Raw genomic sequence first — 19,030 nt, forward strand, 5'->3', positions numbered from 1 at the left:
CAATCAGCAAACCGAACGAGTGGGGAAACCATGCGTAGTTGGGATGTCATGACAGTGTTGGCGGCCAAACCGGTGGCGGTGTTGTCATGTGCGGCATTTCTGGCGGCGGGCTGCTCCGTAACCCCGCAACCGTTGTCACAGGCGGAGGTCAAGGACTTCGTCAACGAGCGCATGGCTCAGGTCGCCGCCAACAACGAACCGATCACCGGCAAGATCGATCTCTACGAGGCATTGGCGCGCAGCCTGAAGTTCAACCTCGATCACCGGGTTGAGATGATGGCCGCGACGCTGGCCATGCGCGAGCTCGACCAGGCCAACATGGACATGCTGCCACGGGTGGTCGCGAACTCGAACTATTTCGGCCGCAGCAACATCCAGGCATCCAGCAGCCAGTCCGTGCTGACCGGGCGGCAATCGCTGGAGCCATCGACCTCGACCGAGAAGAACACACTGGCGGCCGATCTGACGTTCGGCTGGAACATCCTCGACTTCGGCCTGTCCTATGTTCGCGCCAAGCAGCAGGCCGACAAGGCGCTGATCGCCGAGGAGCAGCGGCGCAAGGCGGCCCAGCGCATCCTGGAGGATACGCGTACCGCCTTTTGGCGTGCGATCAGCGCCGAGCGGCTGGTGCGCGACACCAAGACGCTGGAGGCCGGCGTACAGCAGGCGCTGGGCAATGCACGTTCGCTGTCGGCGACCGGCCAGGCATCGCCGTTGCCGGCGCTGATCTACGAGCGGGAGCTGATCTCGATCAAGCGGGAGCTGCAGGAACTGGAGCGCAGCCTGGCCGTGGCGCGGGCCCAGCTGGCGGCGCTGATCAATGTGCCGCCCGACACGCCGTTCGCGCTGGAGGTGCCGGCACGTCCGCCCATGCCGCGTCCGCCCGCCATGTCTCCGGAGGACATGATCCGCACGGCGCTCGAGCAGCGCACCGAGGTGCGTCAGGTCATGTACGAGATGCGGATCAACAAGTCGGAGGCGGATGCCGCGATCCTGGCCATGCTGCCGGGCATTAATCTCTATGCCGGGGTCAATGCCGATACCAACAAGTTCCTCTACAATAACCACTGGATCGCCTGGGGTGCGCGCGCCAGCTGGAACCTGATGAGCATCTTTACATACCCCAGCAAGAAGGCGACGATTTCCGCGCGGGACGATCTGCTCAAGGAGCGGACACTGGCGGTGATGATGGCGATCATGACGCAGGTGCATGTGAGCCGGGCGCGCCTGGCGGAGTACACGCAGGCCTATCAGACCACGACGGAGCTGTTGAACGTTCAGGGTCGTATCCTGAAACAGACCCAAGCCGAAGCGGCGACCGACTTCACCGGCGAGCAGAGCCTGATCCGTGAGCGGATGAACCTGCTGGCCAGCCGGGCGCGCCACGACATAGCCTATGCCGATCTGCAGAACGCCCATGCCAACCTGATGGCGTCGATGGGCTTCGATCCGATCGGTGCCGACATCGTTCTCACGCGGCCCGTGGCGGAGGTCGCAAACGACCTGCGCCAGGCCATGGCCGGCCGGGACTACTAGGAGAAGGTGGTGCAACGCGGCGGATCGCGGACACGTCTCACCATCGTACAACTGGCGGCGGCCATCCTGCTGGCCGCGGGTTCTGCCGGCGTGTCGTCGGCCGGCGCCCAGGCGCCGCGGCCCGGGGTTGACGTTGTGCCTGCCGGCGATGGTCGGGAGGGTGTCCGCGGCGTCGTCAAGCCACTGGCCGAGGCACAGATCACATCGGATCTGGCCCGGCGGATCCAGGAACTGCCCTGGCGTGATGGCGACCGCTTCCGCAAGGGCGATCTGCTGATACGCTTCGACTGCCAGGAGCTGCAGGCCGAAGCCAACGCCGCCCGTGCGGTCTGGCGCGGCAAGAAGCTGGCGCACACCAACGCCGCCGAACTGCATCGCCGGCAGGCCGCCGGCGCCTTGGCCGTCGCGATCGCGGCCGCCGATGCCGACAAGGCCGAAGCCGATGCACAAGCCCTGGAAGCAAGGCTCGACCGTTGTGCGATCGCGGCGCCCTTCGACGGCCGGATCGTCGAGCGTCTGGCGGCACCGTATGAGACACCGACGCCCTCGCAGCCGATTCTGCGCATCGTCGACGACTCGGCATTAGAGATCCAGATCATCGTGCCGTCCCGGTGGTTGAAGTGGATCCGCGAAGGCCTCGATTTCACGTTCCGGATCGACGAGACCGGGGAACCAGCCAAGGCAAAGGTTCGTCGCATCGGCGCCAGCGTCGATCCCGTCAGCCAGACGGTGCGGATTGCCGGTGAATTCGTGACGCGCTCACCCGACGTGCTCGGCGGCATGAGCGGCACGGCCGTGTTTGAAGCGGCGCCGCACCGGCCGGCGGAGTAGGGCGATGGATCCGGTACGCCAGCCGCTGCCGAAGCCCCCGGAAGACGACCGTGCCGCGCGCTTCAGCGTCGTGCTGGCGCTTGAAATGCAGGCCCGCCGCCAGACCTCGGGACAGGCGTTGCGTTTCTTCGCCGTCAACGAGACCCGCAAGGCAGCGCCCTATCGGCAGGCGTTCCTGGTCGAAACCGCCGGCGGTCGGGCGCGGATCACGGCGATCTCCAGCATTTCCTCGGTCGAGCGCGATGCGCCCCTGGTGCGCAGCTTCGAGCACGTGGCGAATGCCTTCCGCAACAAGCTGCAGGACGATGCTCGGCTGAAGCCGCAGTACTTCCTGCTGGGCGCCTTCAGCGAGGAAGACGACAGCACGCGCGACTATCCATTCAAGCATCTGTGCTGGCTGCCGCTGCCGCAGCGATGGTCTGCCGCCGATACCGCACTTCTGCTGGCCCGCGATACACCCTGGCGACAGCACGAGATGGCGCTGCTGGAACCGCTGGCGGATACCTACGGCCACGCGCTCGACACGTTGCAGTCGCGCCGCCGGGTGTGGAAAGCCGGGGGAAAGTGGCGTCCGATTCTGTACGCCGGCATCGTCGCGGGGCTGGTCGCGGTCTGCCTGTTGCCGGTGCGTCTGACGGCGCTGGCGCCCGCCGAAGTCGTCGCGGCAAAACCGATTGTCGTGTCGGCGCCGGTCGAGGGCGTCATTGCCGATCTGCCCGTCGATCCCAATACGCAAGTGCGGGAGGGCGATCTCATCCTGACCTTCGTCGACACCAAGCTGCGCAATGCCGCCGAGGTGGCGGCACGCAATGCGGTGGTCGCCGAAGCCAAGCATCGCAAGGCGGTGCAGGGCGCTTTCGGCTCGGCGCGTGACAACCAGGAGGTAGCGATCGCGCGGGCCGAACTGGACGTCAAGAAGGCGGAAGCGGCGTACGCGGCGGAGATGCTCGAGCGGGCCAGCGTGCGTGCCAAGGCGTCCGGACTGCTGCTGTACTCGTCGAAGTCGGACTGGATCGGACGCCCGGTGGTGACCGGCGAACGGATCATGGAAATCGCCGATCCGCGCCGGCTGGAGCTGCAGATCGACCTGCCGCTGGCCGATATCGTGACCGCCAAGGAGGGCGGCAGGGTCGTCTTCTATCTCGACAGCGATCCGTTGCACCCGGTGGAAGGAACACTGTATCGCGTCAGCTATCAGGCCACGCTGACGGGTGAATCCCAGTACGCTTTCCGGCTGCTGGCGCGGATCCCGCTCGATGGCGAGCATGCGCCCCGGATCGGTACACGCGGCACGGCCCAGGTCTACGGCGAGCGGGTGAGCCTGTTCTTCTATCTCTTCCGCCGCCCGATCACGGCGCTGAGACAGCGCCTGGGCATCTGATGAACACCGCCGTCTCCGCTCTGCTGCCCGCGCTGCGGCCGGATCTGCGCCTGTTCGACGGCGGCCGCGACGCCACGGGCGAGCCGACGTTCCTCATCTTCGATGCCGTTCGGCATCGCTACTTTCATATCGGCTGGCACGCATTCGCGATGCTGGCGCGTTGGGGCCACAGAACCCGCCGCGATCTGCAGGACAGCATTCGGACCGAACTCGATATCGAGATCGACGACAACGAGGTCGAGGCCCTGGTCCGCTTCCTCGATACGCAGGAGCTGACGGTCGACGGCGTCAACACGGGGTGGCGCCGCAACCTCGTCCTGGCGGGCATGCGCCGTACCGGCCCTGCCAAGTGGCTGCTGCACAATTACCTCTACTTCCGTATTCCGCTGCTGCGTCCCGACCGGTGGCTGTCGCAGGTGTCGCGCTACACGGCCTTCGTGTTCAGCAGGACATTCTGGTTGTGCTGGCTCGCGCTGACACTGGCGGCCATCTATCTGGCGACGCGCGAATGGGCCGATTTTGCCGGTTCGTGGCATCGCGTGTTCGACATCCAGGGCCTGCTGGCCTTTGCCGGCGGCCTGATCGTCCTGAAGTCGATTCACGAACTGGGACATGCCCTGGTGGCGAAGCGGCTGGGGTGCCGGATCGCCTCGATGGGTATCGTGTTCATGGTCCTGGCACCCATTCTCTACACCGATACCACCGACTGCTGGCGCCTGCCGTCACGCCTGCAGCGCTGGCGCATCGCCTCGGCGGGCGTACTGGCGGAAATCATGATTGCGCCCGTCGCGTTGCTGATCTGGGCGTTCATGACCACCGGATTCGTGCGCGACCTGTTCTTTGCGGCCGCGGTTCTGGCGCCGACGCTGTCGTTGCTGGTGAACCTCAATCCGCTGATGCGGTTCGATGGCTATTTCATGCTGTCGGATCTGCTGGGCGTCTACAATTTGCAGCCACGCAGCTTCGCCTATGGCCGCTGGAAGCTGCGCGAGACACTGTTTGCCCATGGCGCGCCGCCGCCGGAGAACCTGCCGGCACCGCTGGCGCGCCTGCTGATCGCCTATGCCTACGCGACGTGGATCTATCGGCTGCTGTTGTTCGTTGCGATCGCCGTCTTCGTCTACGCCTTCATCGTGAAAGTGGTGGGCATCATCCTGTTCATCGTCGAGATCGGCTTTTTTGTCGTGCGCCCGGTCGTGGCCGAACTGTCGGTGTGGTGGAAGATGCGCAAGCAGGCCCGGCTGCGGCCGAAGACCATGCTGGTGTGGGGCTGCCTGCTGGTCGTCCTGCTGGCCTTCGTGCTGCCATGGCGCACGACGATCACCATTCCGGCCGTCGTCGAGGCTGGTCGCCTGGAGGCGATCCATGTGCCGGCGCCGGCGCAGATCGTCGAGATCCTGGTCAAGGACGGTGAGGCGGTGTCGGCGGGACAGCCGTTGCTTCGCCTGCAGGCCCCCGATCTGGAGAGCCTGGCGGTGATCTCTCGCCGCCGCATTACGTTGCTCGAACTGCGTCTGGCGCGAATCGCAGGCAGCACCATCGATTTGGAAGACCGCCTCGTCGCCGAACAGGAACTGCAGTCGGAACGGCTGAGCCTGGCCGGAATTGAGCGGCTTCGGCAGGATCTCGTCGTGAAGGCGGCGGCTGACGGCTTCGTTCGCGACCTGGACCGGAAGATTCAGGCCGGCCAGTGGATCGGCCCCCGCGATCAGATCGCGATGCTCGTCGACGCCAAGGCCTATCGCCTGCGCGGGCTGGTATCGCTGACCGATGTCCGGCGCCTCAAGGAAGGCATGACCGGCTCATTCATCGCCGACGACGGCGTGATCGAGTTGGCCAAGGTGCGGCTCGACAGTATCAATCGCGCGGCGGACCGCAGACTGAGCATACCCGTTCTGGCCGAGCCTCATGGCGGCAAGGTGGAAGCGGTCGTCGATGACAAGAAGGCGATCTATTCGCACGAGGCGATGTTCAGCGTGCGCCTGACGCTGGAGAGCGGTGAACAGGTCGGGCACCTGCTGCGGGGCGTCGTGGTGATCGACGGTGAGCCCGAGTCATTTGTCATGCGCCTGCTGCGGCGCGTCAGCCAGGTGCTGATGCGGGAGAGCGGCTTCTGATGCCAAGAGCCAGTGCGGGGTAGGACACCCGCACTGGCTCGACGGGGGTCAGTCCTTGGCCTTGGGCAGGAAGTCGTCCAGCGGCACGCCGAAGCTGTTCAGCGCCCAGGAGACCAGGTTGTACTGGCCGATGGTGAACACCACGTCCATCATCTGTTCGGTCGAATAGGTCTTCGACAAGGCGGCCCAGGTGGCGTCCGACACGACGGAGTTCTCGTACAGATCGTCGGCCGCCTGCATCAATGCCGCCTCGTGCGCGTTCCAGGTTCCCTTCGGGCCTTTCTTGATCTGCTCGATGTCCTGATCGGTGATGCCGCCGCGCTTGGCGATCAACTCGTGCTGGGCGAACTCGTACTCGGCCTGGTTCAGCCAACCGATTCGCAAGATCAGCAGTTCACGATCGCGGAAGGGAAGGGTCTGCTTGGACAGGATGTGCCCGGCGAACGGCGTCCATCGCTTGACGAGCCTGGGATGGTGGGCCAGCACCTTGAAGATATTGAAGATCTGGCCGTTCATCGCGTTCTTCTCGACGGTCTCGCGATCTTCGGCTGCCATGGTCGCCAGATCACGCATCGGGATGCGTTGCGTGCGTTTGATCACCGGGTTCCTCCGCGTCCACTCTGTTCAGTCACCCGGTCGCTATAACCCAATCCGGTAGGGTGGCAAATCCCGCCCATGCCGCACTTGTCGTTCCAATACCGCCTGGCAAGATCACCGATCGGGCGCATCATGGGACGCCGCCCGGGGCGATTCAGGACAGGCCCTCGGCCGGTGGCCGGATGCTGCAAACCGGCGTACAAGGGGATTGGCTACAGGGAGGCAGATATGGCCGATCAGACCTCATCGTTTTTCGACATGTTCAACAAACTGGCGCAGGATTTGAAAGTGCCGGGCGTCGATCTCGAGCGACTGATGGAAGGCCACCGCAAGAACATGGACGCGATGGTTCGCGCCGCGCAGGCGACGTCATCGGGCGTCGGCGCCGTGGCTAGCAAGCAGGCCGAAATCGCGCAGGCAGCGTTCACCGAGGTCACCGCGCTGGTGCACGATTTCAAACCGACAGGCAATCCGCAGGAAGTGATCGCCAAGCAGACCGAGTTCGCGCGCAAGGCGTTTGAAGCCGCCATGCAGCACACACGCGATATCGCCGACCTGATACAGAAGTCAGGCGCCGAGGCCACCAAGATCGTCCAGGATCGCCTGCGCGAGAGCCTCGAGGAGATTCGCGGAACCGTCGATCCCAAGAAGTAGCGCGCATCGCTCAACCACCGACGTGGATACCCGGCGCGATGCCGATCGCGCCGCTCACCGCTGTGATCAAGCGGTGACGAGGCGCTCCCGTATTTGCTCTTAAGGTATCGCTGCAATTCGCGATGCGCCGGATTTCAACGGCATCGCGCATATCGATGACGCAGCGGGTCAGCTGTGACGCTGGCATGACGATCGGCACGACACGACACATCTCCAGCATCCATCCGCGCATGCGTTGATATCCTCTCGACGTGCGAGCGTTTGCGGTCGGGGTTGTCATGTTCAATGCGCAGCGACTGTCGTGGAGCCTTTCGCTCCCGGTCATCGGCTCTGTCGTCCTGCATGCGGTGATTGTCGTCGGGCTTGTTGCCGGACGATTGGGGCCGCCGCAGGCCGCCGACACTGCCGCCGGCGACGTCGGCACGGCGGCCACATCCGTCGATTTGCGGACGTTCCCCGGGCAGAAGGCGCCGGGCCGGCCGGCGTCCGAGGACGATACCGCCGTTGCTGCAACCGCAACACCGGGCGCACCGGAGTCCCAGCCCGGCGTCTCCGATCGGACCATCCTGCCGGTTGATCGGCCGCCGACGCTGTTTCTGGGCAATCCGGAAGCCCTGCTGACCGAAGCGGCCGCGACAATACCGTTCGTATCGCCGCCGCGCCTGATATCGGAACCCGGCATCGCCGATATCGCGATTCTTCCCGTCGACCTGGCCATCAGGCTGATCATCGGCATGCCGGTCCGGCCGTTGCCTGAACCGTCTCTGCCGGTGGCACTCGCTGCTCGCCCTCATCCGACATCACCGGAGTCCGGCACCGCCGACAGAAGCTTCACACCCGCCGATGCGCCATCAGCGCCTGTGTCGGGTGTGCCACGTCCGAACGGCGCCGTGCCGAAAGCGACGGTCACGGCCATGGTCGCGCCGCCTGGCCCGGCATCGGGTCCGGGTGTGTCGAGCAGAACGACGATACCGCTGGACGTGCTGGCGGTGCCCTCTCCACCGGCGCCCCCGAAACCGGTCGATACCAGGCCGGCGGCGGTGTTCAAGATCAACGCGCCACGTCCTGCGCCGCAACCGCCGGCGCCCGCGCTTGCCCGAAGGCCACCGCAGCGCCCCAATGCGGGCGTTCCGGAGCCGATCGCCACGACGGACGTGCACGATGTTCCGACAGCGGGCAGGGCGTCGCGCCACCGTGCGTTGGATCCGTTCCAGGACTACGGACTGTATGGCGGAGGGCCGATCTCCAGCGTTCACGGCATCGGAGCGCCCAGCCCGACAGCGGTATCATCGAGCGCAAGTCCGTCGGTTGGCAGTAGCAGCGGTGGCATCGGTGGTCCCGCGACGATAGGGCCGGGAACCAGCATGAGTGTCAGCGCCAGCGTCGGTGCCGCCAACAGTGGCCCTGGTGCAGGTACGGGGGCCGATGGTGGCAGTGGCGGTGGGGCCGGTAGTGGTGGCGGCGCTGGCGCCGGCGGCGGGGATGGCGGCAGCGCCGCAGGCGCGAGCGCCGGAGTCAGCGGCAGCGCGAGTGCCGCCGGTGTCAGTGCGGGCGTCAGCGCCGGTGCGACAGCCGGTGCCGGTGGTGTCGGCGCGGGCGTGAGCGGCGGCGTTGGCGCCGCTGGTGTCAGTGCAGGCGTCAGCGCCGGCGCGACAGCCGGTCCGGGCGGTGTCGGCGCGGGCGTGAGTGGTGGCGTCAGCGCTGCTGGTGTCAGTGCCGGCGTCAGTGCTGGCGCGTCGGCGGGGCCTGGCGGTGTTGGCGCTGGCGTGAGTGGCAATGCCGGTGCCGCCGGCGCTACCGCGGGAGTCGGCGCTGGCGCCTCGGCAGGACCTGGTGGTGTCGGCGCTGGCGCCTCGGCAGGACCTGGTGGTGTCGGCGCCGGGGCTAGCGGTTCCGTCGGTGCCGCCGGCACCGGCGTCGGCGTGAGTGCCGGTGTGTCGGCAGGCCCAGGCGGTGTCGGCGTGGGTATCAGCGCCAGCGTCGGCGGTATTGGTGTTGGCGTTGGTGTCGGCGGCGGCGGTGGTGGCGCTGGTTCAGGTGGCGATGCTGGAGCGGCAGGTCCCTGACGCCTCAGGATTCCTGGACGGTCGTGGCTACTGGGCGGCGGGTGCGTATGCCGCGGCGAGTTGATGCGAGACGAGCTGCGCATAGAGTCCGCCCTTGGCCAGCAGGCTCGTGTGCGTGCCGGTTTCGGCGATGCGGCCCTCATCGAGAACGACGATGAGGTCGGCATCGCGAATGGTCGACAGCCGATGCGCAATGACGATGGTGGTGCGGTCAGCCTGCAGCCGGTCGAGCGAGCGACGCACGGCCTGTTCATTCACCGCATCGAGATGTGATGTCGCCTCGTCGAGGATCAGCACCGGCGCGTCCTTGAGGAATGCGCGTGCGATGGCGACACGCTGACGCTGCCCACCCGAAAGGCTGGTGCCGCGTTCGCCGACGGGGGAATCGAGACCATCGGGCAGTGCTTCGACCAAGTCTGTGAGCGACGCGTGCGTGACAGCGGCCGTCAGGTCCTGTTCGCTGGCATCGGGCCGCGCGATCATGATGTTGCTGCGCAGGGTGTCGTTGAACAGATAGGTGTCCTGCGCCACCAGCGCGATGCAGCGGCGCAGGTCGTCGAGCTTGTAGTCGCGCAGGTCGCTGCCACCCATGGTGATGCGGCCCTGGTCCGGATCCCAGAAACGCATCAGCAGTTGGGCTGTCGTCGTCTTGCCGGCACCCGACGTGCCGACCAGCGCCACCGTCTTGCCGGCCGGGATGCCGACGCTGACGCCGGTGAGGGCCCGCCGGTGCTGGCCGGGATAGGTGAAACCGACATCGTCGAGCGACAGGGCCACGGCGCCGGCGCGCAGCGGCACACCCGGCCCGTCGGTCACCGGTACGGGTTCGTTGGTGAGTGCATAGATGCGCCGCGTGGCACCCAGGGTGTCGGCGAGCTGGCGTCCGACCTGCGCGATCTCCGACACCGGCAGAAACGCAGCCATCGCCAGCAAGGTCAGCAACGGCAGGAGTGCCGGATCGATCGTTCCACGCGTTGCCAGCACGGCGCCGGTGACCACGACGGCAAGGCCGCCCAGGCCGGTGAACACCTCGAGCAGGCTGTGCTGCAGGGTGAGCTCGCTGAAGAAGGGCAGGCGCAGGCGGATGTGGCGGTCCGACAGGGCATCGAGCTGCTGGCCGCGGTTGCGTTCCTGCTGGAACGCCACGATCTCGCCCAGGCCCTGGACCGAGTCGACAGCAAAGGCGCCGAGCTCACCGGCAGCTTCGCGCGCCTGCGAGCCCAGGCGATCGACACGCTTGCGCATGAGGAACGGGCTGACGCTGACCGCGAGCAGGAACGGCACCAGCGCCAGTGCCAGCCAGCCGCTGGCCGATGCCAGCACGGCCAGGACGGCCGCCGGGACCAGCACGGCGACGAATGCCGGCGCGACGGTGTGGGCGAAGAAATACTCGACCAGCTCGACGTCATGCGTGGCAAGCGCCAGCAGGTCGCCGGTGCGCCGCCGCACCAGGTAGGCCGGCGCCAGCGCATCGAGCTTGCGGAACACGTCGATGCGCATCTCGGCCAGCAGGCGGAACGCCATGTCGTGTGCGATCCACGATTCCAGCCAGTGCAGAAGGCCCGACAGCGGTGCGACGACGGCCAGCGCCCACAAATAGGGCGCATAGGGTTGGCCGTTCTTCAGTGCCAGCACCACCAGTGCGCTCAGCACACCGACGCCGATGAAAGCCAGCACGCGCAGGACGCCGAAGACGAAGGTCGCCGTCAGGCGGCCTTTCCACGGCATGATCAGCTTCATCAGTTCGCTGACGAGCTGATACCAGCCCAGGCCTTCCGCCTTGATCACGCCTTCGGTGACGACCTTCGCCGTGCCGGCCTGGCCGCCGGCCATGGCCTCGACGCTGGTGCGGGTTGGCGAGGCATCGATGACGTCGGTGGTCGCCTCGTTGATCTGTTCCGCCATCAGGCGGGCATAGACGCCGCCCTGGCGCATCAGGGCATCGTGGCGGCCGCTCTCGACGACACGGCCGCTATCGAGCACCAGAATGCGGTCGCAGTCGATGACGCTGGACAGCCGGTGGGCGAGGATCAACGTCGTGCGGCCGCGCATCAGGCGGTCGAGCGCTTCCTGGATCACGGCCTCGTTCTCGGCATCGACCGCCGATAGCGCTTCGTCGAGCACGAGGATCGGGGTATCGCGCAGCAGGGCGCGCGCGATGGCGACGCGCTGCCGCTGTCCGCCCGACAGCTTGACACCTTTTTCACCGACAACAGTGCCGTAGCCCTGCGGCAGGGACATCACGAAATCATGGATGTTGGCAGCCCGCGCCACGGCTTCGATGTCGGCGTGCGATGCATCCGGCCGGCCCATGCGGATATTGTCCTCGATGGTGCCGTGGAACAGGAAGGTGTCCTGGTTCACCACCGAGATCATCGAGCGGATGCGTTCGAAGGGCAGGCTGCGCAGGTCGTGACCGCCGATGCGAACGGTGCCGGCGTCGGGATCGTAGAAGCGCAGCAGCAGGCGCACGATCGATGACTTGCCGACGCCGGACGAGCCGACCAGGCCGACGCGTTCACCCGCCGAAGCCTTGAAATCAAGTGCCTCGTGCACCGTGCGCCGCGTGCCGGGGTAGCGGAAACGGACGCCGTCGAAGGCGATGGTAGGTTCCAGCGTCGCCGTCGTGCCGGCGGCCGGTGCGTCGGGCACGATCGGCTTGTCGTCGAGCACGCGATAGATGCCCTGGGCCGCCGACATGCCCACCATCCCCTGGTGCAGCACCGACCGCAATTCACGCATGGGCCGGAAGATCTCGACACCCAGCATCAGGATGATCAGCAGCGGCGTCAGCGCCATGGCACCCGAATCGACGCGCCAGGCGCCCAGCGCCAGGGCCGCGGCGGCGCCGCAGGCGATGGCGCTGTCGGTGATGCCGCGGGCCAGCACGTTGGTGCCCAGCACCCACATGGTGCGCTGGAAGAGATCGCGCGCTTCGACCTCGAGCTTGTCAGCGCGCGCCTGGCTCTGGCCGAAGGCCTTGAGCGTGGCCAGCCCCTGGATCGAGTCGAGGAACTCGGCGGCGAAGGCGGCGTACGCCTTCTGTCGGCCCTGCGCGTTGGCGACGTCGCGCTTGTGCCATAGCGCCGGTGCGAACAGTGCGATCAGCGCGAACCCCAGCATCACGGCCGCCACCGGCAGGTCGATGAAGGCAACGGCGGCGAAGATCAGGATGGGGGTCAGCAGCGAGATCAGGAACTGCGGCAGGAACTGGCCGAAATAGACTTCCAGCTGCTCCACACCGTCGGTCAGCGACAGCGTCAGGGCGCCCGAGCGCTGGCGACCCACGGTACCCGGTCCCAGCACCGCGATCTGGTCATAGATCGCGCGGCGCAGCTTCTTCTGGACGCGCGCGGCCGTCTCGTGCGCCACCACCGCACGCCAGTGCTCGAAGGCACCGCGCAGCACCATGACGACGGCAATCAGCCCGATCGGCAGCGCCAGGTTCTCGACGTTGCGGCCGGCGAACACCTCACCGATGAGCCAGCCCAGCAGGCCCAGCCGCGCCACGCCGAGCCCGACGGCCATCAGGCCGATCAGGACCGCCCAGGCGATGCGCCACCGCACGCCCTCAGTGAAAACCCACAGACGCGGCTCGAAATGCATCGACCGACTCCAGTGCCATCGTTGTGAGCAAAACTAGGGTGAACGTCGATGTTCCGCCAATCGACAAAATCGAAGATCGCTTGTACATTTCTGAACAGGTGAACAATCGGAGATTCCGATCATGATCGCGGCCTGGGATGATCTGCGCATCTTTCTGATCCTGGCGCGCGAGGGCAACCTGACCGCGGCGGCGCGTAAGCTCGATGTCAGCCATCCCACGGTCGCGCGGCGCATCAAGGCGCTGGAGGAAGCCATCGGTGCCCGCCTGTTCGACCGTCTGCCCGATCGCTTCGGGCTCACGGTGGCCGGCGAGGCGCTGATGGCCGATGCGCAGGCCATGGAACAGGCGGCCGAGTCGATCCATCGCCGCAGCAGCGGGCTTGTTGCCGATACCACCAAAGGCACCGTGCGCATCTCGGCTGGTGAAGCGATGATCTCGTTCCTGGCGCTGCACCTGCCATACCTGAGGCGCGGCCTGAAGTGCGTCGAGTTCGAATTGTCGGAGAATCATATGCCGGCAAATCTCTCGCGCCGCGAAGCCGACCTGATGATCCGCGAGCAGGTGCCGGATCTCGCCGACATCGTGACGCGCCGTCTCGGCCGCGTGTCCTACGCCGTCTACGGTCATGCGCAGCTGGTGGCGGGCACGAGCGCCACGCGCGAGGCGATGCGGCGCATGCCATGGGCCGGTTTCGATGAGGCGCACAACTACATGCCGGGCCAGAAATGGGTGCTGGATTTGCTCGGTGGGCCACGGCCGATCGCGCGGGTCAACAACTGGATGATCCTGCACGACGTGGTGCGCGCCGGTGCCGGTCTTGCCGTGCTGCCCTGCTATCTGGGCGACGGCGATCCTGATCTGCGGCGGTTGGGCGGCGTGTTGGATGATGTTGCGACCGACCAGTGGTTGCTGGTGCACCGCGATCTGCGCACGCTCTCGCGCGTGCGGCTCGTCATGGACGCCGTTGTCGAGTTGTTCCAGGAACAACGCGTGGCGCTGGAAGGGCGCCGCAAGAACGCCGTGTCGATCGTCGACCACCCGCGCAAGCAGGCGGCATCGCGCGCGTAGGGTCCTTCAACCATCTCGACATCGTTCGGGCGAGGTATGCACGGGTATCGATTGCAGATGCTGCCGCGCTATGCTCAATGATGGCCCAAGGAAGAAGCCGGAGGAAACGCGATCATGCCGAGTTACGATCGGTCGGTGGCGCTGTGGGAGGAAGCCAAGCGTCATCTGGCCGGTGGAGTCAGCAGCAACGTGCGCTACGCCAGTGCGCCGGTGCCGCTGTTCTTTGCCCGTGGCGAGGGCGCGCGTCTGTATGACGTCGATGGCAATGTCCATATCGACTACATCCTCGGCAATGGACCGGCGATTCTCGGGCACGCGCCGCCGGCGGTGCTGAAGGCAGTCGCCGAAAGCCTGGCCGACGGCCAGGTTTTCGCCGCCCAGCACGAACGCGAACTGGCGCTGGCGCAAGCGCTGACGCGGCTGATTCCCGGCGCCGAGCTGGTGCGGTTCGCAACGTCGGGCACCGAAGCGGTGCACATGGCGTTTCGCATCGCGCGCGCCTTCACCGGGCGACGCAAGATCGTGAAGTTCGAGGGCCACTATCACGGCTGGACCGATCAGACCTACATCAGCGTGCGGCCATCTCTCAACGAAGCCGGGCCGGCGAGCGAACCCGTTGCGGTGCCCGAGTCGCCGGGCATGGCACCCGGTGCGCTCGACGATGTGCTGGTGCTGGGCTGGAACGATCTGGCGGCGGTGGAAGCGTTGTTCGCGCGCCACGGTGGCGATATCGCCGGCGTGATCATGGAACCGGTGATGGTCAATGGCGGCGTGATCGCGCCGGCGGCCGGCTACATCGAGGGCGTCCAGCGCCTGTGTACGGCCCATGGCGCGCTGTTCATCTGCGACGAGGTGATCACCGGTTTTCGCCTCGGCTTGGGCGGCGCGCAAGGCCGCTTCGGCCTCAAGCCCGACCTATCGATTTTCGCCAAGGCTGTCGCGGGCGGCTTTCCGTTGGCGCTGGTTGCCGGGCGGCGCGACGTCATGGAGATCCTGCTGACCCGCAACGTCATGCACGGCGGAACCTACAACGGCAACGTTCAGAGCATGGCCGCGGCGCTGGCAGCGCTGGCGCTGCTGGAGCACGACGGCGGTGCCGCCTATCGCGACATGGAGCGCTGCGGCACACGCCTGATGCAGGGACTTGCCGAACTCGGCCGCAAACACCGGCTGCCGATCCTGGTTCAGGGTTTTCCCGCCATCTTCCAGACGTTCTTCACCACCGCGGCGGCACCGCGCCACTACCGCGAGTCGGCGGCCTGCGATCGCGATATGGCAGCGGCCTTCAGCCGCGCCTTGCAGGAAGAGGGGATACGCGTCAACCAGCGCTCTGCGTGGTTCCTGTCGACGGCGCACGACACGGCTGTCATCGACGAGACCCTGTCAGCCGCCGACCGCGCCATGGCACGGCTCCACAGCTGATGAGCGGCATCCGCCTCCAGGGCGTCAGCAAGCACTACGGCGCGTTGCGGGCGGCCGACGCCGTCGACCTCGACGTCGTCGAGGGCGAGTTCCTCACCATTCTGGGGCCCAGCGGTTCGGGCAAGAGTACGCTGCTGCTGTTGATCGCCGGCCTGCTGGCGCCGACGGACGGCCGCATCCATATCGGGGCACGCGACGTCACCGATGCGCCGGCGCAGGCGCGCAATATCGGTCTGGTGTTCCAGTCCTACGCGCTCTTTCCGCACATGACGGTGTTCGACAATGTCGCCTTTCCGCTGGGCGTGCGCGGCGTGAACCGCGGCGACGCCCGGCACAAGGTGACCGAAGCCCTGCGCCTGGTGCGGCTGGCCGGCATGGAACAGCGGCGCCCGGCGCAGTTGTCCGGCGGCCAACAGCAGCGCGTCGCGCTGGCGCGCGCCATCGTCTTCAGCCCCGACATCCTGCTGCTCGACGAGCCGCTGGGCGCGCTCGACCGCAAGCTGCGCGAGCAATTGCAGGTCGAGCTGAAGCAGCTGCAGCGAACGCTGGGCATCACCACCATCCTGGTGACACACGATCAGGAGGAGGCGCTGTCGCTGTCCGACCGCATCGTGGTGCTGGCCGACGGCCGCATCCAGCAGATCGCGAGCCCTCAGGAAGCCTACCTGCGGCCGGCCAATCGCTTCGTGGCCGATTTCCTGGGTATCGCCAACTTCGTGCCGCACGACGGCGGCGAGGGCGTGCTGCGGCCCGAGCGGGTGCAGGTGCGAGCCCCCGACGCCGACGGCAGGCCCGGGCGGATCGCCGAGGCGGTCTATCTCGGCCAATCGATCCGCTACCATGTCGAACTCGACGGCGGCAACGCCATCGTCGGCGTCGCGCGCTTCGAGGGTACGCCGTTTCACATCAACGACAGGGTGTCGGTATCGTGGGCATCGCAGGATGTCTGGCCTGTGCCATCGTAGATCATCACAACGAGGGAGGGATCGAATGAAGCGTCGAGCGTTTACGCACCTGGCAACCGCGGGCGTGGCCATGACCGCCATCGGTGGCGTGGCCCGGGCACAGGTCAAGGAAATCCGCATCATCGAGGCCGGCGGCAAGTCGGGCGAATCGATCGACGAGTACATCAAGCCGTTCCGTACCAAGACCGGCATCAACTGCGTGCGCGAAAATCCCAACCCGCTGGGCAAGCTGCGCGCCATGGTGGAGAGCGGCAAGATCACGGCCTGTCTCTTCGAGCTGGGATCGGACAGCGCCGCACAGGCGCGCGGACTGAAGCTGATCGAACCGCTGGACTGGGATGCGATCGCCCCGCAGCCGATGTTCCCCGAGGCGCGCACCGAGTTCGGCCTGGGCTATCAGTACTTCTCGACGGTGATGGCCTGGCGCAAGGGCGTCAAGGAACCCAAGAGCTGGGCGGATTTCTTCAACACCAAGGACTTTCCGGGCAAGCGCGTGCTGCCGGACTACCCGCAATATTGCCTGGCGTTCGCGCTGCTGGCCGATGGTGTTGCGCCCGACAAGCTCTTTCCGCTCGACGTCGATCGGGCGCTCAAGAAGCTGGGCACGATCAAGCGCGATATCGCCGTGCTGTGGAAGGCGGGCGCGCAGCCGCCGCAGCTGCTCAACGACAACGAAGTGCAGTACGCGATCTCGTGGTCGGGCCGCGTCGCCGGACAGCCCAAGATCGCCTTCACCTTCAACCAGGGCATGTTCGACCTGTCCTATATCTGCGTGCCCAAGGGTGCCGCCAAGGAAGAGAGGGCGGCGGCCATGAAGCTGCTGCACGAGATGACGGTGGTGCAGAACCAGGCCAAGGCGGCGGAGGTGGTGTCCTACACCGGCTGCAGCCCCGAGCTGGAAGCGCTGCTGCCCAAGGACAAGATCAACGAGTTCCCCACCACCAAGGCCAACAAGTCCGTGCAGTGGCAGCAGAACGCCGAGTGGTGGCGCGACAACGGCGAGATGGTCGACAAGAAGTGGGAGCAGTTCCGCCTGAACCTGTAACGCCTCGTCGACGATCGGGTTTCCGGCATGCCTTCCCGCACCGCCGTCGGCTTCATCGCGCCGCTGCTTCTGCTGATGATCGTCGTCTTCGATGCGCCGATCCTCTACATGCTGGCGCTCGGCTTCTGGTCGAAGCAGGGCGGTTTCACGACGGAGCATTACGGCAACCTGCTGGAGGCCACGGTCTACCTCAAGGTGCTGGCCAGCACCTTGAGGATCTCGCTGATCGCCACCATCGCCAACGTGCTGATCGGCTATCCGCTGGCCTACTGGATGCGCAGCCTCTCGCCGCGGGCCCAGCTGGTGGCGATTGCATTGGTGATCACGCCGTTCTGGGTCAGCATCCTGGTGCGGACCTATGCCTGGATCGTGGTCCTGGGCAACGGCGGCATCGTGAACAGCGCGCTCATCAATCTCGGCCTGATCGATGAGCCGGTCCGTTTCCTCTACAACGAACTGGGGGTGACCATCGGCATGGCCAACGTGCTGCTGCCGTTCCTGGTGCTGCCGCTGTTCGCCGCCATGCTGCGCATCGACAATCGCGTGCTGCAGGCCGCCGCGTCGCTGGGCGCGCCGGCGCGCACCATCTTCTGGAAGGTCTTCTTTCCGCTCACCATACCGGCCCTGTCGGCCGGTGCGCTGCTGGTCTTCATCCTCAGCCTCGGCTTCTACGTCACACCCGCCATCCTGGGCGGCAACCGCGTGTCGATGGTCTCCAACCTGCTCGACAAGCTGATCAACGAGATCCCGCGCTGGGAGCAGGCGTCGGCGATCTCCACCCTGCTGCTGATCGTGGCGCTGGCGATCTTTGCCGCCTACCGCCACTTCGACCGCCGGGTGCAGTCATGATCGGCAGCAACGCCCTGGCGCGACGGCTCGTGGCGATCGCCGGGATTGCCGGGCTGATCTTCCTGATCGTGCCGCTGGTGATCGTGATACCGATGTCGTTCTCCTCGGCGCGGGCGCTGACGTTCCCGCCGCCGGGCCTGTCGCTGCGCTGGTACGAAGCCTTCTTCGGCGATGCGCGCTGGATGTCGGCGATGGCGACGTCGGCGTCGGTCGCCTTCGTCTCGTCGCTGTTGGCCCTGCTGCTGGGCGGCCTCGCGGCCTACGGATTGCGCCGCGCACCGGTGCGTGGCGAGGGCGTGATCGAAGCCAACTTCGTGGCGCCGCTGATCGTGCCCACCATCATCGTCGCCGTGGCGCTCTATCTGGGTTTCGCCAAGATCGGCCTGCTGGGCACCTATGTCGGCCTGGTGCTGGCGCACACGGTGCTCAGCGTGCCGCTGGTGATCATGGTGCTGACCGTGGCGATCCGCAGCTTCGATTTCCGCATCGAGCAGGTGGCCTGGAGCCTGGGAGCTTCGCGCGCCTACACCATCGTCAAGGTCGTGCTGCCCAACCTGGCGCCCAATGTGTTCGCGGCCTGGATCTTCGCGTTCATCAGCAGTTTCGACGAAGTCATCGTCACCAACTTCATCGCCGGGACCTGGGATACGGTGCCCAAACGCATGTTCAACGAGCTGATCCTGGAGATCAATCCGACCATCACGGCGGTGGCGACGCTGCTGATCGCCTTCACGATGCTGGCGCTGGCCGCGGTCGCCGTGCTGCTGCAGAGGACCGGCAAGCTGCGGCCGACCATGCTCTAGCACGCTGATAGGTTTTCTTGCCCCCATTGTTAGGAATGACCGTTTGTCGTCGGCCGGGGCCGGCGCCAGGGTGACCATGACCGCCGAGC

15 protein-coding genes are annotated in these 19,030 nt (G+C 66.4%); 12 read left to right on the forward strand and 3 right to left on the reverse strand.

Annotated elements, in window-relative coordinates:
- Positions 1-30: 30 nt before the first annotated feature.
- Genes FQU96_RS10740 through FQU96_RS10755 form a run of 4 tightly spaced genes read left to right on the forward strand, consistent with a single transcriptional unit; the run spans position 31 to position 5,865 of the window.
- Positions 31-1,536 (forward strand): TolC family protein, encoded by a 1,506-nt coding sequence (locus tag FQU96_RS10740; protein ID WP_146540980.1) that lies wholly within the window; start codon positions 31-33, stop codon positions 1,534-1,536.
- 9 nt (positions 1,537-1,545) lie between these two features.
- Complete coding sequence (locus FQU96_RS10745) at positions 1,546-2,367, forward strand: efflux RND transporter periplasmic adaptor subunit (RefSeq protein WP_178130442.1); 822 nt, start codon at positions 1,546-1,548, stop codon at positions 2,365-2,367.
- 4 nt (positions 2,368-2,371) lie between these two features.
- Positions 2,372-3,748 carry an efflux RND transporter periplasmic adaptor subunit gene (locus FQU96_RS10750; protein ID WP_146540984.1) on the forward strand — a complete coding sequence of 459 codons (1,377 nt, stop codon included), beginning with the start codon at positions 2,372-2,374 and terminating at the stop codon, positions 3,746-3,748.
- Positions 3,748-5,865 carry an HlyD family efflux transporter periplasmic adaptor subunit gene (locus FQU96_RS10755; RefSeq protein WP_146540986.1) on the forward strand — a complete coding sequence of 706 codons (2,118 nt, stop codon included), beginning with the start codon at positions 3,748-3,750 and terminating at the stop codon, positions 5,863-5,865. The genes FQU96_RS10750 and FQU96_RS10755 overlap by 1 nt, the downstream gene beginning before the upstream one ends.
- A gap of 48 nt (positions 5,866-5,913) precedes the next feature.
- Here FQU96_RS10755 and FQU96_RS10760 read toward each other — a convergent pair whose 3' ends face one another.
- Positions 5,914-6,465: a carboxymuconolactone decarboxylase family protein gene (locus tag FQU96_RS10760; protein WP_146540988.1), complete on the reverse strand. Its 552-nt coding sequence runs from the start codon at positions 6,463-6,465 to the stop codon at positions 5,914-5,916.
- Between the two features lie 225 nt (positions 6,466-6,690).
- Here FQU96_RS10760 and FQU96_RS10765 point away from each other — a divergent pair, with 225 nt between their 5' ends.
- The gene (locus tag FQU96_RS10765) at positions 6,691-7,116 is read left to right on the forward strand and encodes a phasin family protein (protein WP_178130443.1); all 426 of its coding nucleotides are present in this window, start codon (positions 6,691-6,693) and stop codon (positions 7,114-7,116) included.
- 10 nt (positions 7,117-7,126) lie between these two features.
- On the opposite strand, the gene FQU96_RS42155 is transcribed toward FQU96_RS10765, so the two are convergent.
- On the reverse strand, positions 7,127-7,348 hold the full coding sequence (locus FQU96_RS42155) for a hypothetical protein (RefSeq protein ID WP_178130444.1): 222 nt from the start codon (positions 7,346-7,348) through the stop codon (positions 7,127-7,129).
- A gap of 46 nt (positions 7,349-7,394) precedes the next feature.
- Between FQU96_RS42155 and FQU96_RS42160 the strand changes: the two genes are divergently transcribed.
- A complete protein-coding gene (locus FQU96_RS42160; protein ID WP_178130445.1) occupies positions 7,395-9,182 on the forward strand; it encodes a hypothetical protein in 1,788 nt (595 codons plus the stop codon).
- A 27-nt stretch (positions 9,183-9,209) separates the two neighbouring features.
- On the opposite strand, the gene FQU96_RS10785 is transcribed toward FQU96_RS42160, so the two are convergent.
- A complete protein-coding gene (locus tag FQU96_RS10785) occupies positions 9,210-12,788 on the reverse strand; it encodes an ABC transporter ATP-binding protein (protein ID WP_146540998.1) in 3,579 nt (1,192 codons plus the stop codon).
- Positions 12,789-12,909: 121 nt separating this feature from the next.
- Between FQU96_RS10785 and FQU96_RS10790 the strand changes: the two genes are divergently transcribed.
- The 6 genes from FQU96_RS10790 to FQU96_RS10815 all read left to right on the forward strand — a co-directional run bounded on the left by FQU96_RS10790 (position 12,910) and on the right by FQU96_RS10815 (position 18,941).
- Positions 12,910-13,857 carry a LysR family transcriptional regulator gene (locus FQU96_RS10790; protein ID WP_146541000.1) on the forward strand — a complete coding sequence of 316 codons (948 nt, stop codon included), beginning with the start codon at positions 12,910-12,912 and terminating at the stop codon, positions 13,855-13,857.
- 114 nt (positions 13,858-13,971) lie between these two features.
- Positions 13,972-15,279, forward strand: a complete 1,308-nt coding sequence (locus FQU96_RS10795) for an aspartate aminotransferase family protein (protein WP_146541002.1) — start codon at positions 13,972-13,974, stop codon at positions 15,277-15,279.
- A complete protein-coding gene (locus tag FQU96_RS10800; protein ID WP_146541004.1) occupies positions 15,279-16,244 on the forward strand; it encodes an ABC transporter ATP-binding protein in 966 nt (321 codons plus the stop codon). The genes FQU96_RS10795 and FQU96_RS10800 overlap by 1 nt, the downstream gene beginning before the upstream one ends.
- 25 nt (positions 16,245-16,269) lie before the next feature.
- Positions 16,270-17,289, forward strand: a complete 1,020-nt coding sequence (locus FQU96_RS10805) for an extracellular solute-binding protein (protein ID WP_178130446.1) — start codon at positions 16,270-16,272, stop codon at positions 17,287-17,289.
- 27 nt (positions 17,290-17,316) lie between these two features.
- On the forward strand, positions 17,317-18,138 hold the full coding sequence (locus FQU96_RS10810) for an ABC transporter permease (protein ID WP_146541008.1): 822 nt from the start codon (positions 17,317-17,319) through the stop codon (positions 18,136-18,138).
- Positions 18,135-18,941, forward strand: coding sequence for an ABC transporter permease (locus tag FQU96_RS10815; protein WP_146541010.1), 807 nt, complete (start codon positions 18,135-18,137; stop codon positions 18,939-18,941). Before FQU96_RS10810 ends, FQU96_RS10815 begins: the two co-directional genes overlap by 4 nt.
- The last annotated feature ends 89 nt before the right edge of the window (positions 18,942-19,030 follow it).

It is taken from the genome of Reyranella sp. CPCC 100927 (assembly GCF_007859315.1).
Classification (GTDB): domain Bacteria; phylum Pseudomonadota; class Alphaproteobacteria; order Reyranellales; family Reyranellaceae; genus Vineibacter.